Origin of the sequence: Paenibacillus sp. GCM10028914 (assembly GCF_042666275.1) — a bacterium.
In the GTDB taxonomy this organism is placed as follows: domain Bacteria; phylum Bacillota; class Bacilli; order Paenibacillales; family Paenibacillaceae; genus Paenibacillus_AQ.
In genome coordinates this window covers 71,882-94,996 of sequence record NZ_JBHTFO010000008.1, presented here as the reverse complement: position 1 = coordinate 94,996, position 23,115 = coordinate 71,882, and the positions used below count along the sequence as shown (strand labels likewise).

Below are 23,115 nucleotides of genomic sequence, written 5' to 3'. Positions count from 1 at the left end.
CCGTATCTCTGGACAATGTCTCTGTGTCTGAACTATGCTTTAAGCAAGCATAAAGACGGAGGTATGGTATATATGGCTGCAAGCATTGTATCCCTGAATGTGGGTAAGCCCATCACGGTTGATTACCTCGGCAAATCCTTGTCGACAGGAATTTATAAGCAACCGGTTGAGGGTCCTCTTTATTTGGGCTCTGAACAGTTTGTAGGAGATGGACAGGCCGACTTGGTGAATCATGGAGGCCCGGATAAGGCGGTTTGTGTGTATCCTTTTGAACACTATGCTTACTGGGAGCAGGTGTTGGAGAAGAAGCTGGAATATGCAGCGTTCGGTGAAAATATGACCGTAAGAGGATTGCTTGAGCATGCTGTGTACATCGGTGATGTATATCAAGTGGGTGAAGCAGTCGTTCAGGTGAGTCAGCCTCGTTATCCCTGCTTTAAGTTATCCCAAAAGCATGGTGTAAAGGATATGCCAGCGCGGGTTTTAGCAACAGGGTACAGCGGATTTTATTTGCGAGTGTTGGAGCAGGGCCATGTATCTCCGGATTCGCAACTCGTACAGCTTGAGTCTCATCCAGCAAAGGTAACAGTCCTTGATGTTCTTAATCTGCTTACGAATGGAAGACAGGATGAGGCAGGACTGCGGAGGATGGTAGAGATTGAGGCGCTGGCAGAATCCGTGCGTCATAAGTTTCAAAGTTGGATCGAAAAGCTGCAGTAGCGCTGAGATTTACTCGGATAGCATACATATTCTATCGATTAGAGGATAAGGTATGAAGTAATAATAACCACCCTTCTACCATACACGGAAGAAGGGTGGTTATGAATATTGATTAGAGTGTCCTAAATACACTCCTGATGAGTGCTCTAACGTTATCTTTTTAGGGACTGTGAACGGTTCATCTGTTCGGCTATGGTTATCTCATCCGTTTCCATTCGCTTTGAATCATGCCATAAACAGCATGATTGACGAACCCCTGCGGGAGTTTCTCGGCTTCGCGGATAATACCCTCCAATACGAATCCAAGACGTTCCGGGATGGCACGGCTCCGGCGATTGGTGGTAGCGCAGCGAATTTCCACACGATTCAGGCCCATCCGCATGAGCGCATGGTCCGTGAAAGCCCGGCAAGCACTTGTCATCAGGCCCTGCCCCTGAAACTGCTTGTCAAGCCAATATCCAATGCCTACTGACCGGTTATTCCAGTCGATTTCATGAAACGAAATGGTTCCGGCCAGCTCTTCACGTACCCAGATTCCCGCTGAGAATCCTCCATTTTCGGACGCTTGTTTCATGGCTCCTTTGATATAGTTAGCACTATGTTCTACCTCCGTAACGGAATCCACCCAAGGAAGCCACTGTCGGAGACGGTCACGAGACCGGTCGGTAAGTTCAAAAAGAGCGCGTGCGTGCTCGGGTGCAAGCGGACGCAGTTCCACATGATCATCTAATACATATGTAAACATGATTCAACTCCTTATTATGTTTGATATGATTAACGTGTGGGTTTCACTTTTTGCTCGAGAGCGTAGATGTCCTCCTCTAAGGATACCATCCGTTGGGTGACCAATTGTCGGCAGTCATCCAGAGCTTGATTGTACACATGCGGACGAATTTTCTCTATGAAGAACTCGAGTATGCTGTCCGCTGCCAAATGTCCAAGCGTTTCTCCGCGCTCTACTTCAAAATATTCCTGAATCTGCTCGATCAGAAGCTCACGTTGCTCTTTCGGAAATTTCATTGGTTTCATCGGTTGAACGGACCTCCTTTTTCGTTATTTTCTTCCATGCTAACCTATAAAAAAGCCTTCGTCAAAGCTGTTTTGTCGAATGGAAGTACATGATTTTTCCTTTTTGACTAGTTTCCAGAAATGGATAACGTATTGCATGCTTCATAGCGCTTCAATCCTCGCAGATTCCTTGAACAATCCGGGCGTTACAGGTATATTTAAAGGAAACTCGTTTATACAGGAAAAGAGAGAAAAAACAGGACGAAAGGTTGATTAACGTGGAGAACCATCCTGAAACACCCTCCAATTTCATAAAAAACATCATTACCGAAGACCTGAAGTCCGGTAAAGTCAAAGAAATCGTAACTCGATTTCCTCCGGAACCGAATGGATATCTTCATATCGGTCATGCGAAGGCAATCTGGATTAACTTCACATTAGCAGCTGAGTTCGGCGGCAAAACGAATTTACGTTTTGATGATACGAACCCGGTTAAAGAAGATGTGGAATATGTTAATTCGATCAAGGAAGACGTAAAGTGGCTCGGTTACGACTGGGATCAACTTCGCTTTGCTTCTGATTATTTTGAAGAAATGTATAACCGTGCGGTGCTTCTGATCAAGAAAGGTAAAGCGTATGTTGATGATCAATCAGCAGATGAAATTCGTGCGAACCGCGGGACACTGACTGAGCCTGGACAGAACAGCCCATATCGTGATCGCAGTGTGGAAGAGAACCTGGATCTATTTGAAAGAATGCGTGCAGGCGAATTCGCTAACGGGGAACGTGTTCTTCGTGCGAAGATCGACATGTCCTCTCCGAACATCAACCTGCGTGATCCAGTCATCTATCGAATTTCCCATGCGCATCACCATAATACAGGGGACAAATGGTGCATCTATCCGATGTATGCTTTTGCTCATCCGATTGAGGATGCTATTGAAGGTGTTACACACTCACTCTGTTCGCTTGAGTTCGAGGATCAGCGTCCGTTCTATGACTGGGTTATCGCTGAATGTGAAATGCCGTCTACACCGCATCAGTATGAATTTGGTCGCTTGAATGTAGCTCAGACGGTTACGAGCAAGCGTAAGCTTAAGCAGCTTGTGGATGAGAAATATGTGGATGGATGGGATGACCCACGTATGCCAACCATCTCCGGTCTTCGTCGTCTGGGATATACACCGGATGCCATTCGTAACTTTGTCTTCGAGACAGGTATTTCAAAAGCATATGGCCAAGTGGACCGTCAAGTGCTAGAGCACTTTATTCGCGAAGATCTCAAGCTTAAAGCACCGCGGACAATGGCTGTGCTTGATCCACTCAAAGTGGTCATTACCAACTATCCAGAAGGACAAGTGGAATGGCTTGATGCAGAGAACAATACAGAGAATCCGGAGATGGGCATTCGTCAAATTCCATTCTCACGTGAAATTTATATTGAACAGGAAGACTTTATGGAGAATCCTCCGAACAAGTATTTCCGCTTGTTCCCAGGTAATGAGGTTCGCCTGAAGCATGCTTATTTCATTAAGTGCAATGACTTTATTAAGGATGAGAATGGCAAGGTAATTGAGATTCACTGTACGTATGATCCTGAGACGAAGAGTGGAACTGGATTTACAGGCCGTAAGGTGAAGGGGACGATTCACTGGGTAGAGGCAACACAGGCAGTTCCTGCTGAATTCCGTTTGTTCGAGCCGCTCATCAAGGATGAGGAGTCAGAAGAAGAGATCAAACAAGAAGTAGCGGGAGATGTTGCTTCATCCGAAGAAGAGGTCGAAACCGCAGAAAAGACGTTCCTGGATTTTGTGAATCCGAACTCCCTGCAGATTGTGCATGGATTTGTAGAACGGAATATGATGGATGCTAAGCCACAGGACAAGTTCCAGTTCTTCCGTCATGGATACTTTAACGTAGACTCTAAATATTCAGAGCCAGGTCGTCCGGTATTTAACCGTGTCGTATCCCTGAAAAGCTCGTTCCAGTTACCGAAGAACTCTTAAAATCGGTAATCGGTATATAGAATTGATGAAACAAGGCCCGGAAGATCCCTTAGAGGGGGATGCTTCCGGGCCTTGTCATATATGCATGTTATCTAATTGCTGGAGTAGGGTTCTTCTTCATAGTCTTCGTCGGTTTCATCGATAGGCGTCAGATTGTATTCCTGCTTACGCAGCATATACCACATCGATCCAAAGCCAATGGCACCCACTAAGGCAAGCATCATACCGATTTGATACATCGTTTGTGCGCCGAAATTCTGGAACATCCAGCCGCCGGCGATACCGCCGATGACACCGGATATACCGCTCCAGGATAATGTGTAAATGGCTTGACCTGACGCGCGGTATTGGCTTGGAACAAATAGCATCGTTAGCTGAGTTCCAACATAGAAATACCCACCAAAGGTGACGCAGTGCAGGATCTGAATAAAGGCAACTTCCAGTGGTGTGGAAGCTTCGGCCATGAGCAGCCAGCGCAGTGAGAAGAGTAGACTTACAACGGTTAAACAACCAATCATGACATTGATTTTTCGTTTGAGATAACGATCACAGAGCAGGAAGATGGCCACTTCAAAGATGGAAGAGAAGAAGATAGCCAGTCCAACCATTTGTTTGGTGCCTCCAAGATCCAGAATATACAGAGACATAAACGTATTATTCATCGTATTTGGTATGGATACAATAATTCCTAGGAAGATGAACCATATAAAGTATGGATTGAGAAATAACTTGCTGAAGCCCCGTATGCTGACTGTGGCAGAGCCTGTCGTCTTCTGGATATTCGGAAGAGACAGCATAAACATAGCGGCAATAACCAGCATAATAGAAAAGACGATAGAGATGCGACCAGATCCTAGCATTTCAATTACAGGTCCAGCTGCAATAGCTGTCAGTGCCCATCCAAGCGAGCCCCACAGCCGGAAAGAACCGAATTTATGCTGTGTGCCTTCAATGTATCCAAGAATAAGTGTATTCGTCTGTGAGAACATAGGTGTCTGAAAGAAATAGAATACAATCATTGTTGCATAAATCATTGCGTATGTGTTCGCCTGAAAAACAAATTGGACAAGCAGCAGCGTCCCCGTCATCATAATAAGAATAACGCGTTTGATGTTCTCTGCTCGGTCACTCCAATATCCCCAGAATGGATTGGCAAACACAGAGACGAATGGGGCAATGGCCATGAGGCTGCCGATCTCCACCTTGTTCATGCCGATATCCTGAAGATATAGTTGAAAGAACCCGGTGAATATAACCATGGTTCCATAAATGAAAAAGTTATAAAGTTTCAGAGACTTTAAAGATGATTGAGCGTTCATATCCTGCAAATAGGTCATTCCTTTCAAACCGAGTGCAATACAGAAAATGGCCTGAGTAGCCGAATATCTACTTTCAATGTATCACGCATTGAAAAGGGATACAAACCATCTTCTATGTGTTTATCCATTTTTTTGAAAAGTAATACAAGTGTAATAAAAGCGGAGGATAATGGTTCTGACGATATATTTATGACAGGTAGTGACAATGAGAATGTTAATGAAAGGAGACGAAGAATGGGAGATTCACAGAGAGTCCAGTCACGGTTTATGGAATTTCCGATACTAACGGGTATTATTCTAGCTGGAGGATCTTCACGACGGATGGGATGTGACAAAGCGATGCTGCCAGTGGGCGGCGTGTCATCAATAAAGCGGGCGCAACGATGTCTTGAGGAAGTATGTGATGAGGTACTTATATCTGTAAATACTTCGAATCCATATGACTTTACTGGATTAAGGACCGTTGAGGATATGTATACGGGGAAAGGACCGATGGCCGGGCTGCACGCTTGCCTTAGGGCGTCTAGAACCGAGTGGAATGTGGTAGCAGCCTGTGATATGCCTTTTGTTAGTACAGCAATTATTCATGGACTGTTGCGCGAAGTATCCTCATCTGGGGGTAAGGTTTCCAAATCAGGTTCAACAGGTGAAGCTAAATCTGATGAAACTCCTCTGAACGCAGTGATCCCTGTAATGGATGGACAAATACAACCTTTGCTCGCTCTTTATCACCGAGATGTTCTAGCAAGTCTGGAGAACCGCTTGAAACGAAATGAACTGCGTATGAAGGAATGGTTAGGTGACTTAAATATCCTCTATATTTCGGTAGAGGAACTATCTCGTCTGACGGGAAGATCGGCTGATAGGGATTTATTTAACATGAATCGACCTGAGGACTATGAGATTGCTTGTCGGTGGGCAGAACAATTAGAGGATATTGAATACGATCATAAATAAATAAAATTTAAACAGTAAAATTCGTGGATAAAATGAAATGGTGTGAATTGTATCACAGGAAACGTTTTCAAATTTCACTATACTGTGGTTAGAGGAATATAATTCCCCCTTTAGGAAATATGCGCTTAGGAAAAGAATGCTCCATCCCTGCAAGGATGGCAACTATTTTTCACAGTAATTCCCAAAATGCCCCTTAACTACCGTTAACCATTTTTCATTATTCTCCCCATGATCGAAGCATATGAGATATACTGTGAAGGATATCACATCCAACAAGAGGTCACCATTAGGAGGTTCGATATGGCGATATCGTCTGTTCAAACATTGGAGGTACCTGACGTCTGTCACAGGTGGCTGGAGAATCGCGGAGCGATATATCAGCTGCTCACTGAATTTCTTGGCAACTGGCCTACACTGTCTTTAGTTGCACATTGGAGTCGTAGTAGCGAAATCGCAAAAGCCGCGGAATTAACCCGCGGAGGCCGTGAATTGATGCAATACTTGAGCGGTCGTTCACCAGAGGAACTCGTGAGAATTTGCGAACAGGAAAGTGCGGAATATCGCAGGTTATTGCTTTTTTCGAAGCAACGACCGCTTGCAGAGTCACGCTACTCTCCTTATTCGCCCAGTTCACAGGATTTATCTGATTTTTATGCTTCGGTTGGAGTCGCTTTTAAGAAAGTTAACGGGGAGCCTGACGATCATCTTGCGATAGAACTTGAATTCATGACCATCCTGCATGATCGCATGCTGAATAGTGTTTACTCCGAGGATAGTATGCTGGAGTTGATGGAAATACAAGAGAGGTTCCTCGATGAGCATCTGCTCACCTGGATTCCGGCATTATGTAGAGAATTGAATGCTTCAACAATAAGTCCGCTTTACTCAGCAGTTTCATGTCTGTTGGCAGAATTCCTAGAGTATGATTTAGCAATGTTGCGCACTTGGAGAAAATCATGTCAGTCTATTGTTGAGCCGGTTCGTGAGGTAGTACTGGTATAAGCTCCTTCACATAAGAACAAATGATAAAGAGGCACACTTCCCAGATCGGGAGGTGTGCCTTTTTTATGAATTAATCTTCGATTTGTTTTTTGCGGAATTTCATTAGGAATTCATACACTACAGGAACAACGACGAGGGTCAGTAAGGTTGAACTGATCAAGCCGCCGATAACTGTGATACCGAGTCCGCGTGAGATGATCCCTGCACTGTTCTCCCATCCGAAGACCAGTGGAAGCAATGCACCGATCGTTGCCAGAGCTGTCATCAGGATAGGACGAAGACGTGTCGCACCGGCCTCAAGAAGCGCATCTCGTGTTGACATTCCCTCACGTTCCTTATGAATAACGCGGTCAATCAATACAATCGCGTTAGTCACAACGATACCGATCAGCATCAGTACACCCATCAGAGCGGATACGTTTAGTGTTTCACCCGTGATCAGGAGTGCCACAATCGCTCCGATAACGATGAACGGAAGTGAGAACAGGATTGCAAACGGTGCAAGTGCACCACCGAAGGTAACAACAAGAACAAAATAAACGATAGCAATTGCAGCCAACATGGCAAGACCAAGCTGGCCAAAGGTTTCGTTAATCTGCTCGGTAACACCGCCAAAGGATACGGAAATCCCTTCAGGAAGCTCCATCTTATCGATTTCAGCTTGCAGATTCGAGGAAGCACTACCTACGTCTGTTGTAATGATGTCTGCATTGACAGTAACGACCATTTTGCCATCGATGCGTGTGATCGAGTCAGGCGAGGTGCCTTTCTCTACTTTAGCGACATCCTTGATTGGCACTTCCATACCAAGTGGTGAAGTTACTGTCTTATTTTGGATATCCTCAATACTCTTATACGTCTGACTGTCAGCTTCGATATACACCTTATAGGATTTATTCTCGATTGCAATCTCAGTTAATACTGGGCGTTCACGCATTGGGCTAAGCTCCATAGCAAGTTGACCTGCTGTTAAGCCCAGAGAGCTAAGCTTCTCTTGATCTGCTACGAGTGTGTATTGCTCATACGCTTCGGACAAGCTGGTTTCTGCATTTTCGAAGCTGGCGGTATCCTTCTTCGCCAGTTCCAAAATCTCATCAGCTACCGGTTTAATCTGATCTAGTGAATCACCAAAGACATTAACGGTTAGCTGGTTGCCGCCCATACCGCCCATGTCCATGCTAGACCATACGCCTTCCGGAACTTCTTTCTCAAGTCCTTCGACCAACTCTTTCTTCACATCTTCGAAGTTCTTTGTATCCGGATCATACATGACATAGAACAGTCCTGAATTGGCTGAACCCATACCAAGTGGGTTGCTGCCACCGATGGAGAACTGCATGCTTTGGACTCCATCTTGTGCAAGAATGTATTTCTCCGCTTTCAATGCACGCTCCTCAACATCTTCCAGACGGTCGCCCGGTTGAGGGGAGTAGGTAACCATAGCGTACTTGTCTTCTTGATCTGGCATAAAGCTGACGCCCACGAATTTCGTGAGAAACAGGCTGCCGACAAGAAGCAATATGGCAACACCGAAAGTGATTAGCTTGTGATTCAGCGTCCATCTTAGCGCGGATTGATAGCCGCGAGCGAGTGTGCCTGGTCTTTCGTCATGGTTCTGCTTATTCTTAAGCCCTTTACGGAATAGAGTATGCGCAAGTGCAGGAACCAATGTAATGGCTACGACAAGTGATGCGAGAAGAGCGAATACCATTGTCATTGCAAATGGAATGAACAGCTCACCGACCATACCGCTTACGAGGACGAGCGGCAGGAATACCGCGATCGTTACAATCGTTGAGGACATGATTGGTGTGAACATTTCACGTGTAGCTGCACTAATCAGCTCACGACCACGCAATTTCTCGCTGGATAAAGTCATTCTTCGATATATATTCTCAATAACGACGATGGAGTCATCGACTACCCGCCCAATGGCAACCGTCATCGCACCCAGTGACATCATGTTCAGTGTAATGTCCATCTGCTGCAGACACAGCACAGCAATGAGCAGCGACAATGGGATGGAAATGATTGAAATAATTGTAGAACGGATGTTACGCAGGAAGAGCATAATAATAATGACGGCGAATAATGCTCCGTACAAGGCTTTGAACAACATGGTATGAACAGAGTCTTCGATTGGTTTACCCTGATCAAGCATGATCGTTAAGTCCATACCTGGATACAGTTCTTTCAGTTCTTCCGTCTTGTCTTTCACCAGGTTTACGACATCCACGGTATTGGCATCATTCGCTTTGACAACCTGTACACCTATGGATTCTTTACCGTTGGTACGGGAGATGGATTCTGCTTTACCAATGACTTGGATATCAGCAATGTCACTCAGCTTCACAGTTGGAATACCGAAGGAAGCTGCTCCGTTAGGAGCGCTCGCAGCTGCACCATTTTGTCCAGCGGCACCGGCAGCGCCTGCACTTGCATCAGCACCAGCTGCTCCACCAGCTGCTCCACCAGCACCTGCGTTAGCACCTGAACCGCTTCCGCTTGGGATAACTGGAATCGCGATATTCTTCAGATCATCGATACCGATAATGCCGCCATCGACGGCAACGGCTTTTTGTGATTCTTCCATCTCGAACAATCCGAGTGGAGCATACAAGGCTGAGCCCTGAACGATTCCCTTAACGGTATCCTCAGTGAGGCCGAGTTCCTCCATTTTCTTCTGGTTGAACTTTATGCTCACTTCATTAACGAATTGGCCGGAAACCTGTAGGGAAGCGACACCTTCCAGATCCTCGAGCGCTGGCACGATATCGTTCTCGGTTATGCGTGTCAGCTCATCAAGCTCGGTGCCTTCCTTGTTCGCAATACTAAGTGATACGACAGGCATCGAGTTAAGGCTGAACTTGGAAATTTGAGGCTTCTGTACATCTTCAGGAAGCTTTACCTCATTAAGAGCCTCCCGTACTGCAGCAGTGGCGTTATCGAGATCTGCACCATAATTGAATTCAATGAACAGATTCGATGCGTTCTCCATGGACGTGGAAGTTACGGTTTTGACGCCATCCACGTTCCGTAGTCTAGTTTCCAGTGGTTTCGTGACATCCTGTACGACACCCTCAGGTGCAGCCCCCGGATAGATCGTTGTGACACTTAGAAACGGGACGTTAATGTCCGGAATGGTTTCTTGTTTCATGGTCACACCGCTGTATAATCCACCAAAAACAACAATGATGGTCAACAGCCATATCGCAAACTTGTTGCGAAGCGAGAAGTCGATAATCCATTTCATAAGACGGTTGTTTCTCCTCTCCCAATTACCTTTTTGTCTATAAATCTACAGCTTTTCCTGGGTCCTTCCATCCGAAGAAAGATAGAAGAGGTCCATAATGCTGTGGATCGTTGTTCTTAATTCCCCATACAGCTCATCGATACCCGCGATCCCTTCAAGATTTCGAAGCATGCCACTTAAGATTACGCGTCTTGGATGCATTCCAAGCAGTTCCTTCTCCATCAGACTCAGTGAATCCAATGCATCACGCAGCACCTCTGGATCAAGAGAAAGCTCCTTTAGCTGCAGCTTCAGTGACTTGATCACAATCAAGGGGTGACGTGAAAAGCGTGTCTCCTCCGGACGAATACCTGAAAGCCGCTCCCAAGTTTCGATAGGGATGAGAGGGGCGGGTCTTCTGCGAAGCAGACTATCTGTGATGTCATCCAGCATCGTGGTCAGGTGGTTCGTTAGAATACCTACATTCAGCGGCAAGCCCGGGAGGAATAAGAAGCGAATATAGGAGCCCAGCATACCACCAACCAACATGGCAATTTCCATCGTATAGGGTTCAATATCTGCCCCGTATACCGAGCGAAGCTTATTCTTAAACCATAGCAGCGCTTTGTTCATTTCCTCATTTGCACATTCATGATCGAAAGGAGGTTTCCCTGCCCCCGGGTTCTCATGGATTTGCCTCAACAGAAACTCCCGAACTTCCAGGAAATGCACAAGCAGGACTTCAACCTGTTTGCAAAGCTGCTCTTTAGGGGTAAGATTAGACTCTTGATCGACCTGAACCACTTCATCCCGGATTCGAAGCACGATATATTCGTAGATACTTTTTTCCAGATCCTCTTTTGATTTAAAATGAAGGTAGAGGCTACCCTTCGATATTCCGCACACTTCTGCAATTTCTTGCATGGAGGTTGCTGCGGATCCTTTTTTTGAAAAAAGCTGCATGGCGGTCACCATGATCTGCGTGCGCTTCTCTGCTGTCTTATCCGACAATCTGTTCTTCACCTCGCTTCAGAACTATGTAGTTCTCCTACTGACCAGTTGGTCAGAATTAATTATATATAAAAAAAACGACTGTTACAAATTTCCGTAACAGTTGTTTTATTGGAACTGCTAAGCTATAATTTTCAAACCTACAGCAGCACATAAAATCATGGAAATAAACAGTACTCTACGCCATTCTTTCGGTTCCCCGAATAGAAACATGCCGGTTAAGGCACTGCCGACTGTCCCGATACCTGTCCAGATTGCATAAGCGGTACCCATCGGGATTGCTGTCATTGCGTAGGACAAGAGAGAAAAGCTGCCAGCAAAGGACACAAGCATTAGGATAAAGTAGGCCAAACCTTTGTGCTGAGAAACGCCTTTAATCCCTATGACACCTGTAATCTCGAAACTTCCGGCTAATATCAATGCGATCCAAGCCATTAGTTTGTCACCTCCTGATCTTGACCATCAGAGTCATCCGTTACGAGCTTAAGTCCTATAACGCCTGACAATAGAATGGCGATCAGAATGATTTTAGTAAGTTTAAATGGTTCTCCAAACAGAAGCATTTCTGTAGTCACTGTCCCTGCAGTACCGATACCTGTGAAGACAGCGTAAACGGTTCCGACTGGAAGTCGCTTAGCTGATTCTATAATGAGATAGAAACTTAAAATAATAGCAATTGCGGTACCGAGCCACTCCCATATAGTATTGGAATGGCTCAAACCTATAACCCAGATGATTTCAACCAATCCAGCGAGTAAAACGTAAAGCCAATTTCGATTCATAATAGATACTACCTGCTCCCTATATATAGATTCGTGATGTTATCTTTCCTTGGTCACACCTGACCAATACACAGGCCATACCTGCTCCAACCGCCGAGTTGAACGCTCTTCACCACCATAAAGGATTTCAACATCAATACCGTCCATCAGCGTGATGAAGGCGAGTGCTGCTTGCTGTGGATTCTGAATAATGTCTCCTTGTACGGGACAGCCTTTAGCTAGTAGAACAGCTAGATTTTCTTCCTGTTGATCGAGGAAAGGATACACCATACCCATTACCTCGTCATATAGCGAGTTTGGCGGGAAGAATGACATTCGCAAGAAGAACTTCGTCTCTTGATCTTCGTGATATTCCCTCTGTCTATGCATTAAGAATCCTTTCAGCAGCTCTTCAAGGGGGCGTGCTTTATTGTCTGTGAAATACTGCTGAATCTTCTCCTCTTGTCTTTGAAAGACCGTCTTTAGCAACTGCAAGAATAAATCCTCTTTGCTAGCAAAGTGAGCATATATAGAGGGCTTTTTAATACCGCAATCATCAGCGATATTTTTCAACGAGGCTCCTTCATACCCGTCTCTGGCAAAATGGACAAGAGCTGCCTGCATGATCGTCGAAGAACTCATATTACTTTCACCTACCTAACGTTCGTTAGTTCATGTTGTATTTTTTCAAATTTGAAGCTGATTGTCAAGTGAAATTCGGAAAGATGGTGCTTCCAAATAGAGAGCGTTTACAGGTCAAACAAAAGTTACAACTTTGTCTTAATCGATGATTTTGATTCTAGAACGTAGGAAGTACGTAAGAGTTCATGTAGAATATGTTGGACAGAGGTTCAGGGCAGCTATGATCTGAATTTCTGATATAAAGAGAGCGGGGTTACTAGAAATGAGAAAGGGAATACAGGCTGTCTTAATAACGGCGATTTTAATCGCGTTTTATTATTTCGGTTTCGGTTATTTTGGTAAAACGGCTGGTACAGTTGTCAGTGTGTTCTCTACGTTGACCGTTATTTCCATCAGTGTGATGATATTTATGGAGAACCGTCAGCCTTCGGCAACGATGGCTTGGATTTTATTATTGGCGTTGATTCCGATTGTAGGGCTTCTATTCTATTTATTGTTTGGACAGAACTATTTCAAACGAAGAAAATATGATAAAAAAGCACAGCGGGATATTTTAGCTTACGAAAGTGAAGTGCTTCAGCGTAGTACGCCGGACTTGACCTCTTTCCGTCTGGAGCATCAGCAGCTGCTGCAGCTGTCGCAGCGACTCGCGCGAACACCAATTTCTTTTTCTACAGAAACCAGAGTGCTCACGAACGGCGAGGAAACCTTCTCCGCACTCCTACCGGAATTACAGAAGGCCAGGCATCATATTCATATGGAATATTACATATACCGGGCAGATGAGATCGGGACGCAAATACAGCAGATTTTGATGAAAAAGGCTAGAGAGGGCGTATCCGTACGATTTATGGTCGACGCTGTCGGCAGCCTGCAGCTGTCTTCTTCATTTTTAAATGAGATGAAGGAAGCTGGTGTGCAGGTCGCTGTGTTCGGAAGCCCTAGGACGATATTCTTCACCAGCCGGGTGAACTATCGCAATCACCGAAAGATCGTCGTTGTTGATGGCAACGTGGGCTTTATGGGTGGATTGAATATCGGAGATGAATATTTAAGCCGTAACAAAACCTATGGCTTCTGGCGCGATACGCATATGCTTGTGCGCGGTGAAGCGGTGCGAACACTGCAGGTTATTTTTATGCAGGACTGGAAGTATGTCATGGGTGAAGAACTGGCTGAGCAGGAGTATTATTCCCCAGATTTGCTGGAGAACCGGAACGGGGCGGTACAGATCATTGCCAGTGGTCCCGATAATGAACGCAGAGCACTTAAAAATATATTTTTCTCCATGATTGTATCGGCCCGTAAATCGGTATGGCTTGCTACGCCTTATTTCATTCCGGATGATGATATTTTAACGGCTCTACGCGTGGCTGCCCTGTCTGGGCTGGATGTGCGTATTTTATTTCCGGCTAAACCGGACAAGTGGCTCCCGTTCTTGGCGTCCCATTCCTATTTTTCAACACTGCTTGATGCAGGAGTTCGTATTTACGAGTATGAAAAAGGGTTTCTGCACTCCAAGTTGTTGATTGTGGATGGTGTAATTGCGACAATCGGAACAGCGAATATGGACATGCGAAGCTTCCATCTGAACTTTGAAGTGAACGCACTGCTTGTTCAGACGGAGAGTGTGCAGCAGATGGTGAACGATTTTGAACGTGATTTGCAATATACACGATTGATTGACCAGGATACATTTATGAATAAACGGATCATCGTCCGTGTTCTGGAATCTGGAGCGCGGCTCATGTCGCCGCTTCTGTAATATAAACAAGAACCACCGGTATGTGGCAGCTAAGGATGCGAATAGTGCCTTTGCTGCCCCGGTGGTTCTTTATGTTATTCATTAGAAACGGGCCGCAAAGTCCCGGATCTCTGATTAAAAGGTTGTGAAGCCAAGAATCTTCTGCAACCTAAAGACGATGTCCTTGATCCATGTTGATTTCTCGTCATATGCGCTGAAATCAAGTGTGAATTCTGCATCACGATTAGTCCACAGTCTGTCGAAATAATCATCGAGCTGTCTCTTTAGCAGATGATCCTGCGGCACTTCCACCCACATGTTGTTCTCCAGGTTATAATCTTTCAGATTTCGAGGAGTAAAATTGGTTGAACCTCCAATGATGATCGACTTACCGTTCGGTTTCGCGATATATAATAGCTTCGTATGATACTGTTCTTCACCCGTATTATACCAGCGGATCGCAATGGAATGGTTCGACGATTGGAGCAGATCTGCGGCAGCAGGGCGGTTTGGAATGCCGATTTTATCGCGTCCGAATGCATTTTGATTCGGATCAAGGATAAGGCGGACATCGACGCCCCGAGCAGCGGCGAGGGTCAATTCGTCCATTACTTTTCCCTCTGCCAGATAGAACATACCCATCCAGAGCACATCACCCGGTTCGGCTTGCTGAATACTCTCCAGCACATACTTATAGACCTTGCCTTCTGTGAGATACCGGATACCAATCGATTTCTGTGACGCGCCTGCATATGCTGTCGTCTGAGGCCTGTATTCAGGGAGTTTAAAACCTTCGGATAAGTCCACAGCTGCCTGCTCGGCAGCAAGGACATCCTTGATGATATCTCCACCTGCTTCGATTGCAATGTTGGAATGATAGGCGCTGGCGTCATGTATATTGGCGGAGGTTATGAGGGCTGTCTTTTCACTGACCACAACTTTTCGGTGGTTTGCTTTTACATTAAGCAGCTTCAAATAAGATCGCACGGTAATAGATGGGCCATTGTTAGCCATCAGATTTGGTAGGGTACCTGTTCCAGATTGACCGAACCACTGGAAGAAGGTGCGCCATACAGCTGAATAAAGCGGGGTCGAATCCCGCAGCTTATCTACATCCGTCATGACCACTGTAATGCCTGCGGCTTTCATGCTTTCGAGAAGCGGATTCGGAGCTGAACCATAATTGGTATTTACCTCATCGGTAATGAACACGATCTCCATATGCGGATTGGATTTTTTATGCTGAATCAGCTGCTTGGTTATATCACGACTAACCGTTGGGAATTTCTGATCCTTATGTGTGTAATCGTTGAACAGAAACATATCGATGACGAGAAATTGTCTGGATTCATCGATGATCTGTCCAATTCGCTTATAGATCTGCTGCTCGTGAACGGGCTGTCCATCCTCCCCTGTATATGTTAGATCGGTCCAGAACTTCACCTCATCGGTATGATAGAGGGGACTTTCATAAGAAATTCCGGGAGGCAGAGGTTTCAGCATATGGTATAACATCACGGCAATGAGCCAAAGTGTAAGTAATAGTGCTGCGATAACAGCTTTATGTAACCTGGATTTTTTTCGCGAAACTGCTATAAGTGAGGTGCTTCTGGCGTTAGGCAGAACTTTTTTATTATGTTCAGGATCTGTAGCACTTTGCTGATTACGGAATAAGTCACTGAATGGCATAAGTAACCTTCTTTCTAGAGGAGATATGACCTATTTAACAACAAGTGGGAGCTTTTGAAGCACCTTCACACACCTTGCCGTCAGTGATGGTGGGGAGCTTAGCTTGGTCGACATAAGTTTGGGGGAAATGTATAATCAATTTAATTTGATAGAACCGAATAGATTGTTTCGATAACACAAGGGGAAGTACCCCTTAGACATACCGAAAGGCAGGGGAATACGTGTATTCCATCAAGCAGGTGTCCGCTATGTTAGGTATGCCAGCAGTAACGATTCGAGCTTGGGAGAATCGTTACGGTGCCGTGAGTCCGCTGCGTACGGAATCGGGCTACCGTATGTACACACCAGAGGACGTGGAGGATTTACGCTGGCTGAAGGAGCAAGTCGAGCTAAAGGGTACGAGCATTTCACAAGCTGTCCGGGAGCTAAAGATGGACAAAAGTGTTTTTGCCAAGATCGATTCTTTTCCTCATTTGGCATCCCAAGGCTCCGAAGATGCTTTTGAACAAATGAGCGGAAAAATATTTGAGGCATTGTTTAAGTTCCAGACAGAAGAAGCGAATAAATTAATAGATTTCGGGTTTTCTATTTATGGCTATGATGCGATGTTCTACAACATATTGGTTCCGGTTTTAGTACGGGTAGGGGACGCATGGGAAAGTGGACAGGCCTCCGTTGCACAGGAACATTTTATGACTGAGCTTATAACTCGGCGTTTCCTGCAATTTTTTCACATCTTTCCGGTCCATTCTTATTTACCGAAAGCAATTTCGTTTTGCCCGGAGGGAGAGTATCATCAAGTAGGTCTGATGCTCTTCTCTCTGCTACTTCGCCGGAATGGTATTAACGTGATTTTTCTGGGTGCAAATACACCGGTCGATGGAATATTAGAAATCATAAATGAACAGGGAATCGGTATCGTATGTCTGTCTATTACGGATCAGAGGTCTGTCCCGAAAGCGGACGAGGTCGTTCGTTTAATCTCTTCTCATTATCCGAAAGTGAAATTTTTGCTTGGAGGCCAGGGATATGGTGGAGAGAACAAAACCGCTTATCCTGATTTTGTTTTATGGGAACAACCGGAGAAATGGCAAGAATGGTTGGAGCGTTTTATCGAACAAGAACATATAAAAAATGTTTAGCGGGAGGAAGTATGGATAATCGGAGATGGGAAGACAGGTTTGCCAGCGGACAGTATAGTTCTTCAACGAACGGAGACAAATCGGAGAATAGCGGGATGCTTATGCCGGAGAAGCCGACAGGCGAGCGGAAAATGGAGCATGTTCGTTTATGCCTTGACGAGGAAGTGAACGGTCAGGGTGTAACGACAGGCTTTGAGAATTATCGGTTCCGCCATGCGGCGCTGCCAGAGGTGGATTTTGATGATGTGAGTCTGCTGACTTCTTTTCTCGGATTCACACTTCGAACCCCGCTTTTGATCAGCTCGATGACCGGCGGCAGCAAGTCAACGGGCGAGATTAACATGCGTCTTGCAGCTGCGGCTGAGGAGCGAGGCTGGGCGCTGGGTGTGGGCTCAGTTCGTGCAGCAGTGGAGCGCGAAGAGCTTGCCCCAACATTCCGGGTACGTGAAAAAGCGCCGAGTATTCCGGTTATTGCGAATCTAGGAGCCGTGCAACTGAACTATGGTTTTGGCATAGATGATTGCCGCCGTGCAGTGGATATTGCTGGTGCGGACATGCTTGTGCTACACCTGAATGGACTCCAGGAAGTGTTTCAACCAGAAGGCAATACCCGCTTTGGAGGACTGCTCTCCAAGATCGAAGAGCTGTGCAAGGTGCTCGGTGTTCCAGTTGGAATTAAGGAAGTAGGCTGGGGAATTGACGGATCCACCGCCCGAAGCTTGCTGAATGTTGGAGCTGCATTTATTGATGTGGCAGGTGCAGGGGGGACTTCCTGGAGCCAAGTCGAGAAATTTCGAAATATGGATCCGGTTCGCCGGTCGGCGGCAGATGCCTTCGCAGATTGGGGAAACCCTACGGCAGATTGTATTGTTGAGGTTCGAGAGGCAGTTCCTTCAGCTGCGTTGATCGGTAGCGGTGGGTTAACGAATGGTGTGGATGCAGCCAAGGCGATTGCACTCGGTGCAGATTTGGCTGGATTCGGACGTGGTCTACTTGGCTCAGCCGTAACTTCTGAGGAAGCACTCGACCACAAGCTGGCTCAAGTTGAGCTGGAACTTCGAACGGCGATGTTCGGCATAGGTGCTGAAAGTATAGCTGCGCTGAAGCAGACGGATCGTTTGGTGAAGCGGTTTTAAATCACATAAAGAGCCCTTATTCCGAGAAAGGATTAAGGGCTTTTCTATTTATTGTGCAAAGAAATTGCTTTTTTTGGTGGGTGTATACCCAGAATTGTCTCATCTGAATCTGGTTTTAATCATAATTTGTTTAATTCTTCAAAAAACTTTTGCCAATTCATACTAATAACCTTATATTAAGAGTACATATAACAATGATTGTTCGTTTTTTGTGATGAAGTGAAGGATATTGGAGAGGGTGAAGTAATTTGAAAAGACCTGCATTTCAGTTGAGTACAAAAACCGTAGTGACGATCGGAATTTGTTCGGCTCTATACGGAGCAACCTTTATGATCGGTATTCCTGCAGGACCGGATACGTTTTTGAAGCCGGCTATTGCGTTGTTAGCTATTTTTGGAGCATTATTTGGTCCGATGGTTGCTTTCGCTGCAGGATTTATCGGACATGTTCTGACCGATTTGATGAGCAGTGGTATGGTATGGTGGGGCTGGGCACTTGGTTCGGGTATTACGGGTGCATTCATGGGCTTGATCTACCTACATAAGAAATTCGATCCTCACAGCGGATCAGTAACAGGAAAACAGATTGGAATGCTTACAGTTTATGGTGTTCTGGGTATTGTACTGTCGCTGCTATTCTCGGGATGGTTCGATGCTGTCTTTATGGGAGAGCCGACCGACAAATTGATTCTTCAAGTTAGTGTGGCTTCCATTGCGAACATTGCTGTATTTGTAGTTCTTGGCCTTCCGGCTGTGCTAGGCTATTCCAAACGGAGTGCAAAATCCGGAAATTTAACGATTAACGAATAAACTGAGGAGTGCAGAACATCATGCAACCCATCATCTCATTTCAAGAATTCAGCTTTCGCTATAAAAATCAAAGTGAGCCGACTCTTCGAAATATTACTCTCGACATTTACCCGGGAGAAAAAATATGGATCGCCGGGCCCAGCGGTTCGGGAAAATCAACTTTAGCCCATTGTCTAAATGGGCTAATTCCTTTTATGTACGACGGCGAGGTGACCGGAAGTCTTTCGGTGGGCGGAACCGATTATAAGGAAGGCGGCGTTTTTGGACGCAGCCGTACGGTAGGAACGATTTTGCAGGATTCCGATGCACAGTTCGTGGGGCTTACTGTTGGTGAGGATACCGCATTTGTGATGGAAAATCGGGAAATGTCTCGTCCACAGATGAAAAGCGCGGTCATCTCATCGCTGCAAATGGTGGACATGCTGGACCGTATTGAAGACAGCCCGCATGATCTGTCTGGAGGACAGAAGCAGAGCGTATCACTCGCCGGAGTACTGTCTACAGATGCTGATGTGCTGCTCTTTGATGAGCCGCTGGCGAATCTCGATCCGGCTGCAGGGAAACGCGCAATGAAGCTGATCGAAGACATTCGTAAGGATAGCGGTAAGACGGTGATTATTATTGAGCACCGTGTGGAGGATGTACTGCTTGAGCCTGTGGACCGCATTGTCATATTGCACGAAGGTGGCATTGTCGCCACAGGTACGCCGGATGAACTGCTTAAGGCTGGCACGTTCCGGCAGTATGGACTCCGCCCGCCACTGTATGTGGACGCGATGGAGTACGCAGGAATCTCTCTTGAAGGTATGACAGAGCTGGCAGTTCCGCGTAAGTTAGAGCGCGCGGATACTCAAGAGAAGCTGGAGAACTTCGCTAAGGGCGCCGAGGCTCGTTATGAGAAAACGAATCGGGAGGTTTTGCTTAGCGTTCGTCACGTAGGATTCGGATATGAAGCCGGAAGGCCTGTTCTGGAGGATGTAAGTCTTGAGATTGGTGCTGGGGAGACGGTCGCTCTGCTGGGAGCGAATGGCGCTGGCAAGTCAACCTTATCTAATATTATTACAGGTCTGCTGAAACCGCGTTCGGGAGAAATATGGCTTCGGGGCGATAATATCGCCAAATGGTCGATTCGTCGCCGTGGTGAAGAGATTGGGTATGTTATGCAGAATCCGAATCGAATGATTAGCCAGCATCTTATTATGGAAGAGGTAGGACTAGGGCTGAAAGCCCGAAAGGTAGCTCCTGCTGAAATAGAGGAGCGAGTGGAACGGGTGCTTCAGGTGTGCGGTCTTTATCCGTATCGCAACTGGCCGGTTTCAGCTCTCAGCTACGGACAGAAGAAACGTCTGACGATCGCATCCATTCTGGTATTACGTCCAAAACTTATAATATTGGATGAGCCGACGGCAGGCCAGGATTACCGTCATTATAAAGAATTCATGGATTTTATCGCACAGCTTGCCGAGCAGGGCACCGCATTTCTGTTTATAACGCACGACATGTACCTTGCGCTGGAATATGCGGATCGAGCAGCCGTGTTATGCGGTGGACGGATGATGGCTTGTGCCACACCAGCTGCCATATTGAGTGATGATAAGGTAACAGAAGCCGCTCACCTGAGGGAAACCTCATTGTCCGTATTTGCTCGGAACAATGGGTTATTACACCCCGAACATTTCGTAGAGGCCTTTGTGTCGCGTGAGAAAAGAGGGATGTCTCGTGAGTAGAGCAGGAAGTTTGTATGTGCCCGGGCATTCTCTTTTCCACCGAATGGATGGAGCCGTTAAATTAGTCCTTTTTGTTGTCTGGACCGTGCTCGCATTCATGTTTATGGACCTTCGTGTATTTGTTGTAATGTTAGCCGTTGGCGCTGCGATGCTGATTTATTCGGGTGTGCCTTTTCGTAAAATGGCCTTTCTTTTCGGATTGATCCTCCTTTTTTCTATAATGAATGGATTGTTTATTCTTCTCATTACTCCAACCTTTGGGACGAGACTGACTGGAACGGATACGCCGGTAATTTCAATTGGGTATGCCGTGATTAATAAGGAGACATTATTCTATGTACTGACTTTATCGGCCAAATATTTAACGCTGCTTCCGATGACACTGCTGTGCTTGTTTACAACGATGCCGAGTGCCTTTGCGGCTAGTCTAAACCGGGTTGGTGTTCCATACAAAATCGCTTATGCCGTTAGTATAGCACTGCGTTATATTCCTGATCTGATTGCAGAGTTTAGAAGCACGCTTCATTCGATGGAAGCCAGGGGGATGGGGATTACTAAAGAAGACGGGAGCATCATGAAACGTCTTTCTAACCTTTCAGCTGTTGTTGTACCTGTCCTGCAGTCGGCGCTTCACCGGATCGATTCCGTTACGAATGCGATGGAACTTCGGGGATTCGGAGCAGGGAAGAAAAGAACCTGGTACAGCGGAGGAGATATGACAGCTGCAGATTGGGTGGTTATTGGATTGGCACTGGTCGCTCTGGGTATTGGAATTTGGCTGAGAAGCAGCGGACTGGACGATTTTTGGTACCCGTTTGCATAAGCGATATTCTTGGTTTGAACAATAAGGATGTTCTGATATAATTAGTAGGATTGTTTAGAGAAACCCATAAGGAGTTGTCACATAAATGGCTTTAAAAGCAGGGATCGTCGGTCTGCCGAACGTCGGCAAATCCACATTGTTTAATGCAATTACACAAGCGGGGGCTGAATCAGCTAACTATCCGTTTTGTACGATTGACCCTAACGTCGGAGTTGTGGAAGTGCCGGACGAGCGATTGGACAAGTTGACTGAACTGGTTCAGCCGAACAAAACGGTACCGACCGCATTTGAATTCGTTGATATTGCAGGTTTGGTTCGCGGCGCAAGTAAAGGAGAGGGTCTTGGGAATAAGTTCCTTGCCCATATCCGTGAAGTGGATGCGATCGTGCATGTGGTAAGATGCTTTGAAGATGAGAACATCACGCATGTCGATGGTAAGGTGAATCCGGTCAGCGACATCCAGACGATTAACCTGGAGCTGATTTTGGCTGACCTCGATAGCGTTGAGAAACGGATTGAACGTACTAAGAAGAACATGAAGGGTGGCAACAAAACCTACGCTCAGGAAGTTGAGTTGCTGGAGCGCGTGAAGGAAGCTCTTTATAACGATCAACCTGCTCGTAGTGTGGAACTCAGTGATGATGAGAAGCTGCTCATCCGTGATCTGCATTTGTTGACCCTGAAGCCGGTATTGTATGCGGCGAATCTGAGCGAGGATGGCGTAGCTGGTGCAGACAGCAACCCATACGTTCAGCAGGTTAGAGAATTTGCTGCAGCTGAGAATGCGATTGTTGTACCGATCAGCGCTAAAGTAGAAGCTGAAATCGCTGAGCTTGAAGGTGAAGATAAAGCGATGTTCCTGGAGGAACTTGGTCTAGAGGAATCCGGACTGAACCGTCTGATTAAGGCTGCATACAGCTTGCTTGGATTGTACACTTACTTTACAGCTGGTGTTCAGGAAGTTCGTGCATGGACAATCCGTAAAGGAATGAAAGCTCCACAAGCGGCAGGTGTGATTCACAGTGACTTCGAGCGCGGCTTTATCCGTGCGGAAGTTGTTTCCTATGATGATCTTTTGGCAGCTGGTTCGATGAACGGTGCGAAAGAGCGTGGTCAATTGCGTCTGGAAGGTAAGGATTACACGGTTAAAGACGGCGATGTTATGCATTTCCGTTTCAATGTGTAAGCTGATATAGTTATGTCTTTGTTAGCGGCAGGAGCTCTTTTTATGGAGTCCTGCCGTTTTTGGTGTCGACAGTTTGTTGTAACCTGTTATTAGGGAAAAAGTTTATTTCCATCAATATGCTAAACTGGGGATTGCTCTCCTAGTCAAATCAGCGGATTCATGGTAAAATAAAAAGTCGTTTAAAGTGAATAAATGATAATC

At 46.0% G+C, this 23,115-nt stretch carries 20 protein-coding genes; 11 read left to right on the top strand and 9 right to left on the bottom strand.

Annotation, left to right across the window (positions count from 1 at the left end; translation table 11 throughout):
- Positions 1–72 precede the first annotated feature (72 nt).
- The gene (locus tag ACFQV5_RS06945) at positions 73–720 is read left to right on the top strand and encodes an MOSC domain-containing protein (RefSeq protein WP_379245011.1); all 648 of its coding nucleotides are present in this window, start codon (positions 73–75) and stop codon (positions 718–720) included.
- 196 nt (positions 721–916) lie between these two features.
- On the opposite strand, the gene ACFQV5_RS06940 is transcribed toward ACFQV5_RS06945, so the two are convergent.
- Positions 917–1,465 (bottom strand): GNAT family N-acetyltransferase, encoded by a 549-nt coding sequence (locus ACFQV5_RS06940; RefSeq protein ID WP_379245009.1) that lies wholly within the window; start codon positions 1,463–1,465, stop codon positions 917–919.
- Positions 1,466–1,494: 29 nt separating this feature from the next.
- Positions 1,495–1,749, bottom strand: coding sequence for a DUF2164 domain-containing protein (locus ACFQV5_RS06935; protein ID WP_379245007.1), 255 nt, complete (start codon positions 1,747–1,749; stop codon positions 1,495–1,497).
- 248 nt (positions 1,750–1,997) lie between these two features.
- Here ACFQV5_RS06935 and ACFQV5_RS06930 point away from each other — a divergent pair, with 248 nt between their 5' ends.
- On the top strand, positions 1,998–3,734 hold the full coding sequence (locus tag ACFQV5_RS06930) for a glutamine--tRNA ligase/YqeY domain fusion protein (RefSeq protein ID WP_379245005.1): 1,737 nt from the start codon (positions 1,998–2,000) through the stop codon (positions 3,732–3,734).
- A gap of 92 nt (positions 3,735–3,826) precedes the next feature.
- On the opposite strand, the gene ACFQV5_RS06925 is transcribed toward ACFQV5_RS06930, so the two are convergent.
- A complete protein-coding gene (locus ACFQV5_RS06925; RefSeq protein ID WP_379245002.1) occupies positions 3,827–5,071 on the bottom strand; it encodes an MFS transporter in 1,245 nt (414 codons plus the stop codon).
- A 216-nt stretch (positions 5,072–5,287) separates the two neighbouring features.
- Here ACFQV5_RS06925 and mobA point away from each other — a divergent pair, with 216 nt between their 5' ends.
- Together mobA and ACFQV5_RS06915 are read left to right on the top strand one after the other, a co-directional pair.
- Positions 5,288–6,010 carry a molybdenum cofactor guanylyltransferase gene (gene mobA / locus ACFQV5_RS06920; protein WP_379245000.1) on the top strand — a complete coding sequence of 241 codons (723 nt, stop codon included), beginning with the start codon at positions 5,288–5,290 and terminating at the stop codon, positions 6,008–6,010.
- Positions 6,011–6,310: 300 nt separating this feature from the next.
- Positions 6,311–7,012 (top strand): TorD/DmsD family molecular chaperone, encoded by a 702-nt coding sequence (locus ACFQV5_RS06915; RefSeq protein ID WP_379244998.1) that lies wholly within the window; start codon positions 6,311–6,313, stop codon positions 7,010–7,012.
- Positions 7,013–7,082: 70 nt separating this feature from the next.
- Here the strand turns inward: ACFQV5_RS06915 and ACFQV5_RS06910 are convergent, their stop codons facing one another.
- The 5 genes from ACFQV5_RS06910 to ACFQV5_RS06890 form a co-directional block, all read right to left on the bottom strand.
- Complete coding sequence (locus tag ACFQV5_RS06910; protein ID WP_379244996.1) at positions 7,083–10,265, bottom strand: efflux RND transporter permease subunit; 3,183 nt, start codon at positions 10,263–10,265, stop codon at positions 7,083–7,085.
- A gap of 45 nt (positions 10,266–10,310) precedes the next feature.
- Positions 10,311–11,267, bottom strand: coding sequence for a TetR/AcrR family transcriptional regulator (locus tag ACFQV5_RS06905; RefSeq protein ID WP_379244994.1), 957 nt, complete (start codon positions 11,265–11,267; stop codon positions 10,311–10,313).
- A gap of 108 nt (positions 11,268–11,375) precedes the next feature.
- Positions 11,376–11,690: a DMT family transporter gene (locus tag ACFQV5_RS06900; protein ID WP_379244992.1), complete on the bottom strand. Its 315-nt coding sequence runs from the start codon at positions 11,688–11,690 to the stop codon at positions 11,376–11,378.
- Positions 11,690–12,037: a DMT family transporter gene (locus tag ACFQV5_RS06895; RefSeq protein ID WP_379244990.1), complete on the bottom strand. Its 348-nt coding sequence runs from the start codon at positions 12,035–12,037 to the stop codon at positions 11,690–11,692. Before ACFQV5_RS06895 ends, ACFQV5_RS06900 begins: the two co-directional genes overlap by 1 nt.
- Positions 12,038–12,076: 39 nt before the next feature.
- Complete coding sequence (locus ACFQV5_RS06890; protein ID WP_379244988.1) at positions 12,077–12,658, bottom strand: TetR/AcrR family transcriptional regulator; 582 nt, start codon at positions 12,656–12,658, stop codon at positions 12,077–12,079.
- A gap of 262 nt (positions 12,659–12,920) precedes the next feature.
- Here ACFQV5_RS06890 and cls point away from each other — a divergent pair, with 262 nt between their 5' ends.
- Positions 12,921–14,423, top strand: a complete 1,503-nt coding sequence (cls, locus tag ACFQV5_RS06885; protein WP_379244986.1) for a cardiolipin synthase — start codon at positions 12,921–12,923, stop codon at positions 14,421–14,423.
- Positions 14,424–14,537: 114 nt separating this feature from the next.
- Here cls and ACFQV5_RS06880 read toward each other — a convergent pair whose 3' ends face one another.
- A complete protein-coding gene (locus tag ACFQV5_RS06880) occupies positions 14,538–16,091 on the bottom strand; it encodes a phospholipase D family protein (RefSeq protein WP_379244984.1) in 1,554 nt (517 codons plus the stop codon).
- A 221-nt stretch (positions 16,092–16,312) separates the two neighbouring features.
- Between ACFQV5_RS06880 and ACFQV5_RS06875 the strand changes: the two genes are divergently transcribed.
- The 6 genes from ACFQV5_RS06875 (at position 16,313) to ychF (ending at position 22,914) form a co-directional block, all read left to right on the top strand.
- Positions 16,313–17,233 carry a MerR family transcriptional regulator gene (locus ACFQV5_RS06875; RefSeq protein ID WP_379244982.1) on the top strand — a complete coding sequence of 307 codons (921 nt, stop codon included), beginning with the start codon at positions 16,313–16,315 and terminating at the stop codon, positions 17,231–17,233.
- A gap of 95 nt (positions 17,234–17,328) precedes the next feature.
- Positions 17,329–18,369: a type 2 isopentenyl-diphosphate Delta-isomerase gene (fni, locus tag ACFQV5_RS06870; RefSeq protein ID WP_379245674.1), complete on the top strand. Its 1,041-nt coding sequence runs from the start codon at positions 17,329–17,331 to the stop codon at positions 18,367–18,369.
- 269 nt (positions 18,370–18,638) lie between these two features.
- On the top strand, positions 18,639–19,178 hold the full coding sequence (locus ACFQV5_RS06865; protein WP_379244980.1) for an ECF-type riboflavin transporter substrate-binding protein: 540 nt from the start codon (positions 18,639–18,641) through the stop codon (positions 19,176–19,178).
- A gap of 20 nt (positions 19,179–19,198) precedes the next feature.
- A complete protein-coding gene (locus ACFQV5_RS06860; RefSeq protein ID WP_379244978.1) occupies positions 19,199–20,905 on the top strand; it encodes an ABC transporter ATP-binding protein in 1,707 nt (568 codons plus the stop codon).
- Positions 20,898–21,728 (top strand): energy-coupling factor transporter transmembrane component T family protein, encoded by an 831-nt coding sequence (locus ACFQV5_RS06855; RefSeq protein WP_379244976.1) that lies wholly within the window; start codon positions 20,898–20,900, stop codon positions 21,726–21,728. The genes ACFQV5_RS06860 and ACFQV5_RS06855 overlap by 8 nt, the downstream gene beginning before the upstream one ends.
- Before the next feature lie 85 nt (positions 21,729–21,813).
- Entirely contained in the window at positions 21,814–22,914 is a 1,101-nt protein-coding gene (ychF, locus tag ACFQV5_RS06850) for a redox-regulated ATPase YchF (protein WP_379244974.1), read from the top strand.
- Positions 22,915–23,115: the final 201 nt, after the last annotated feature.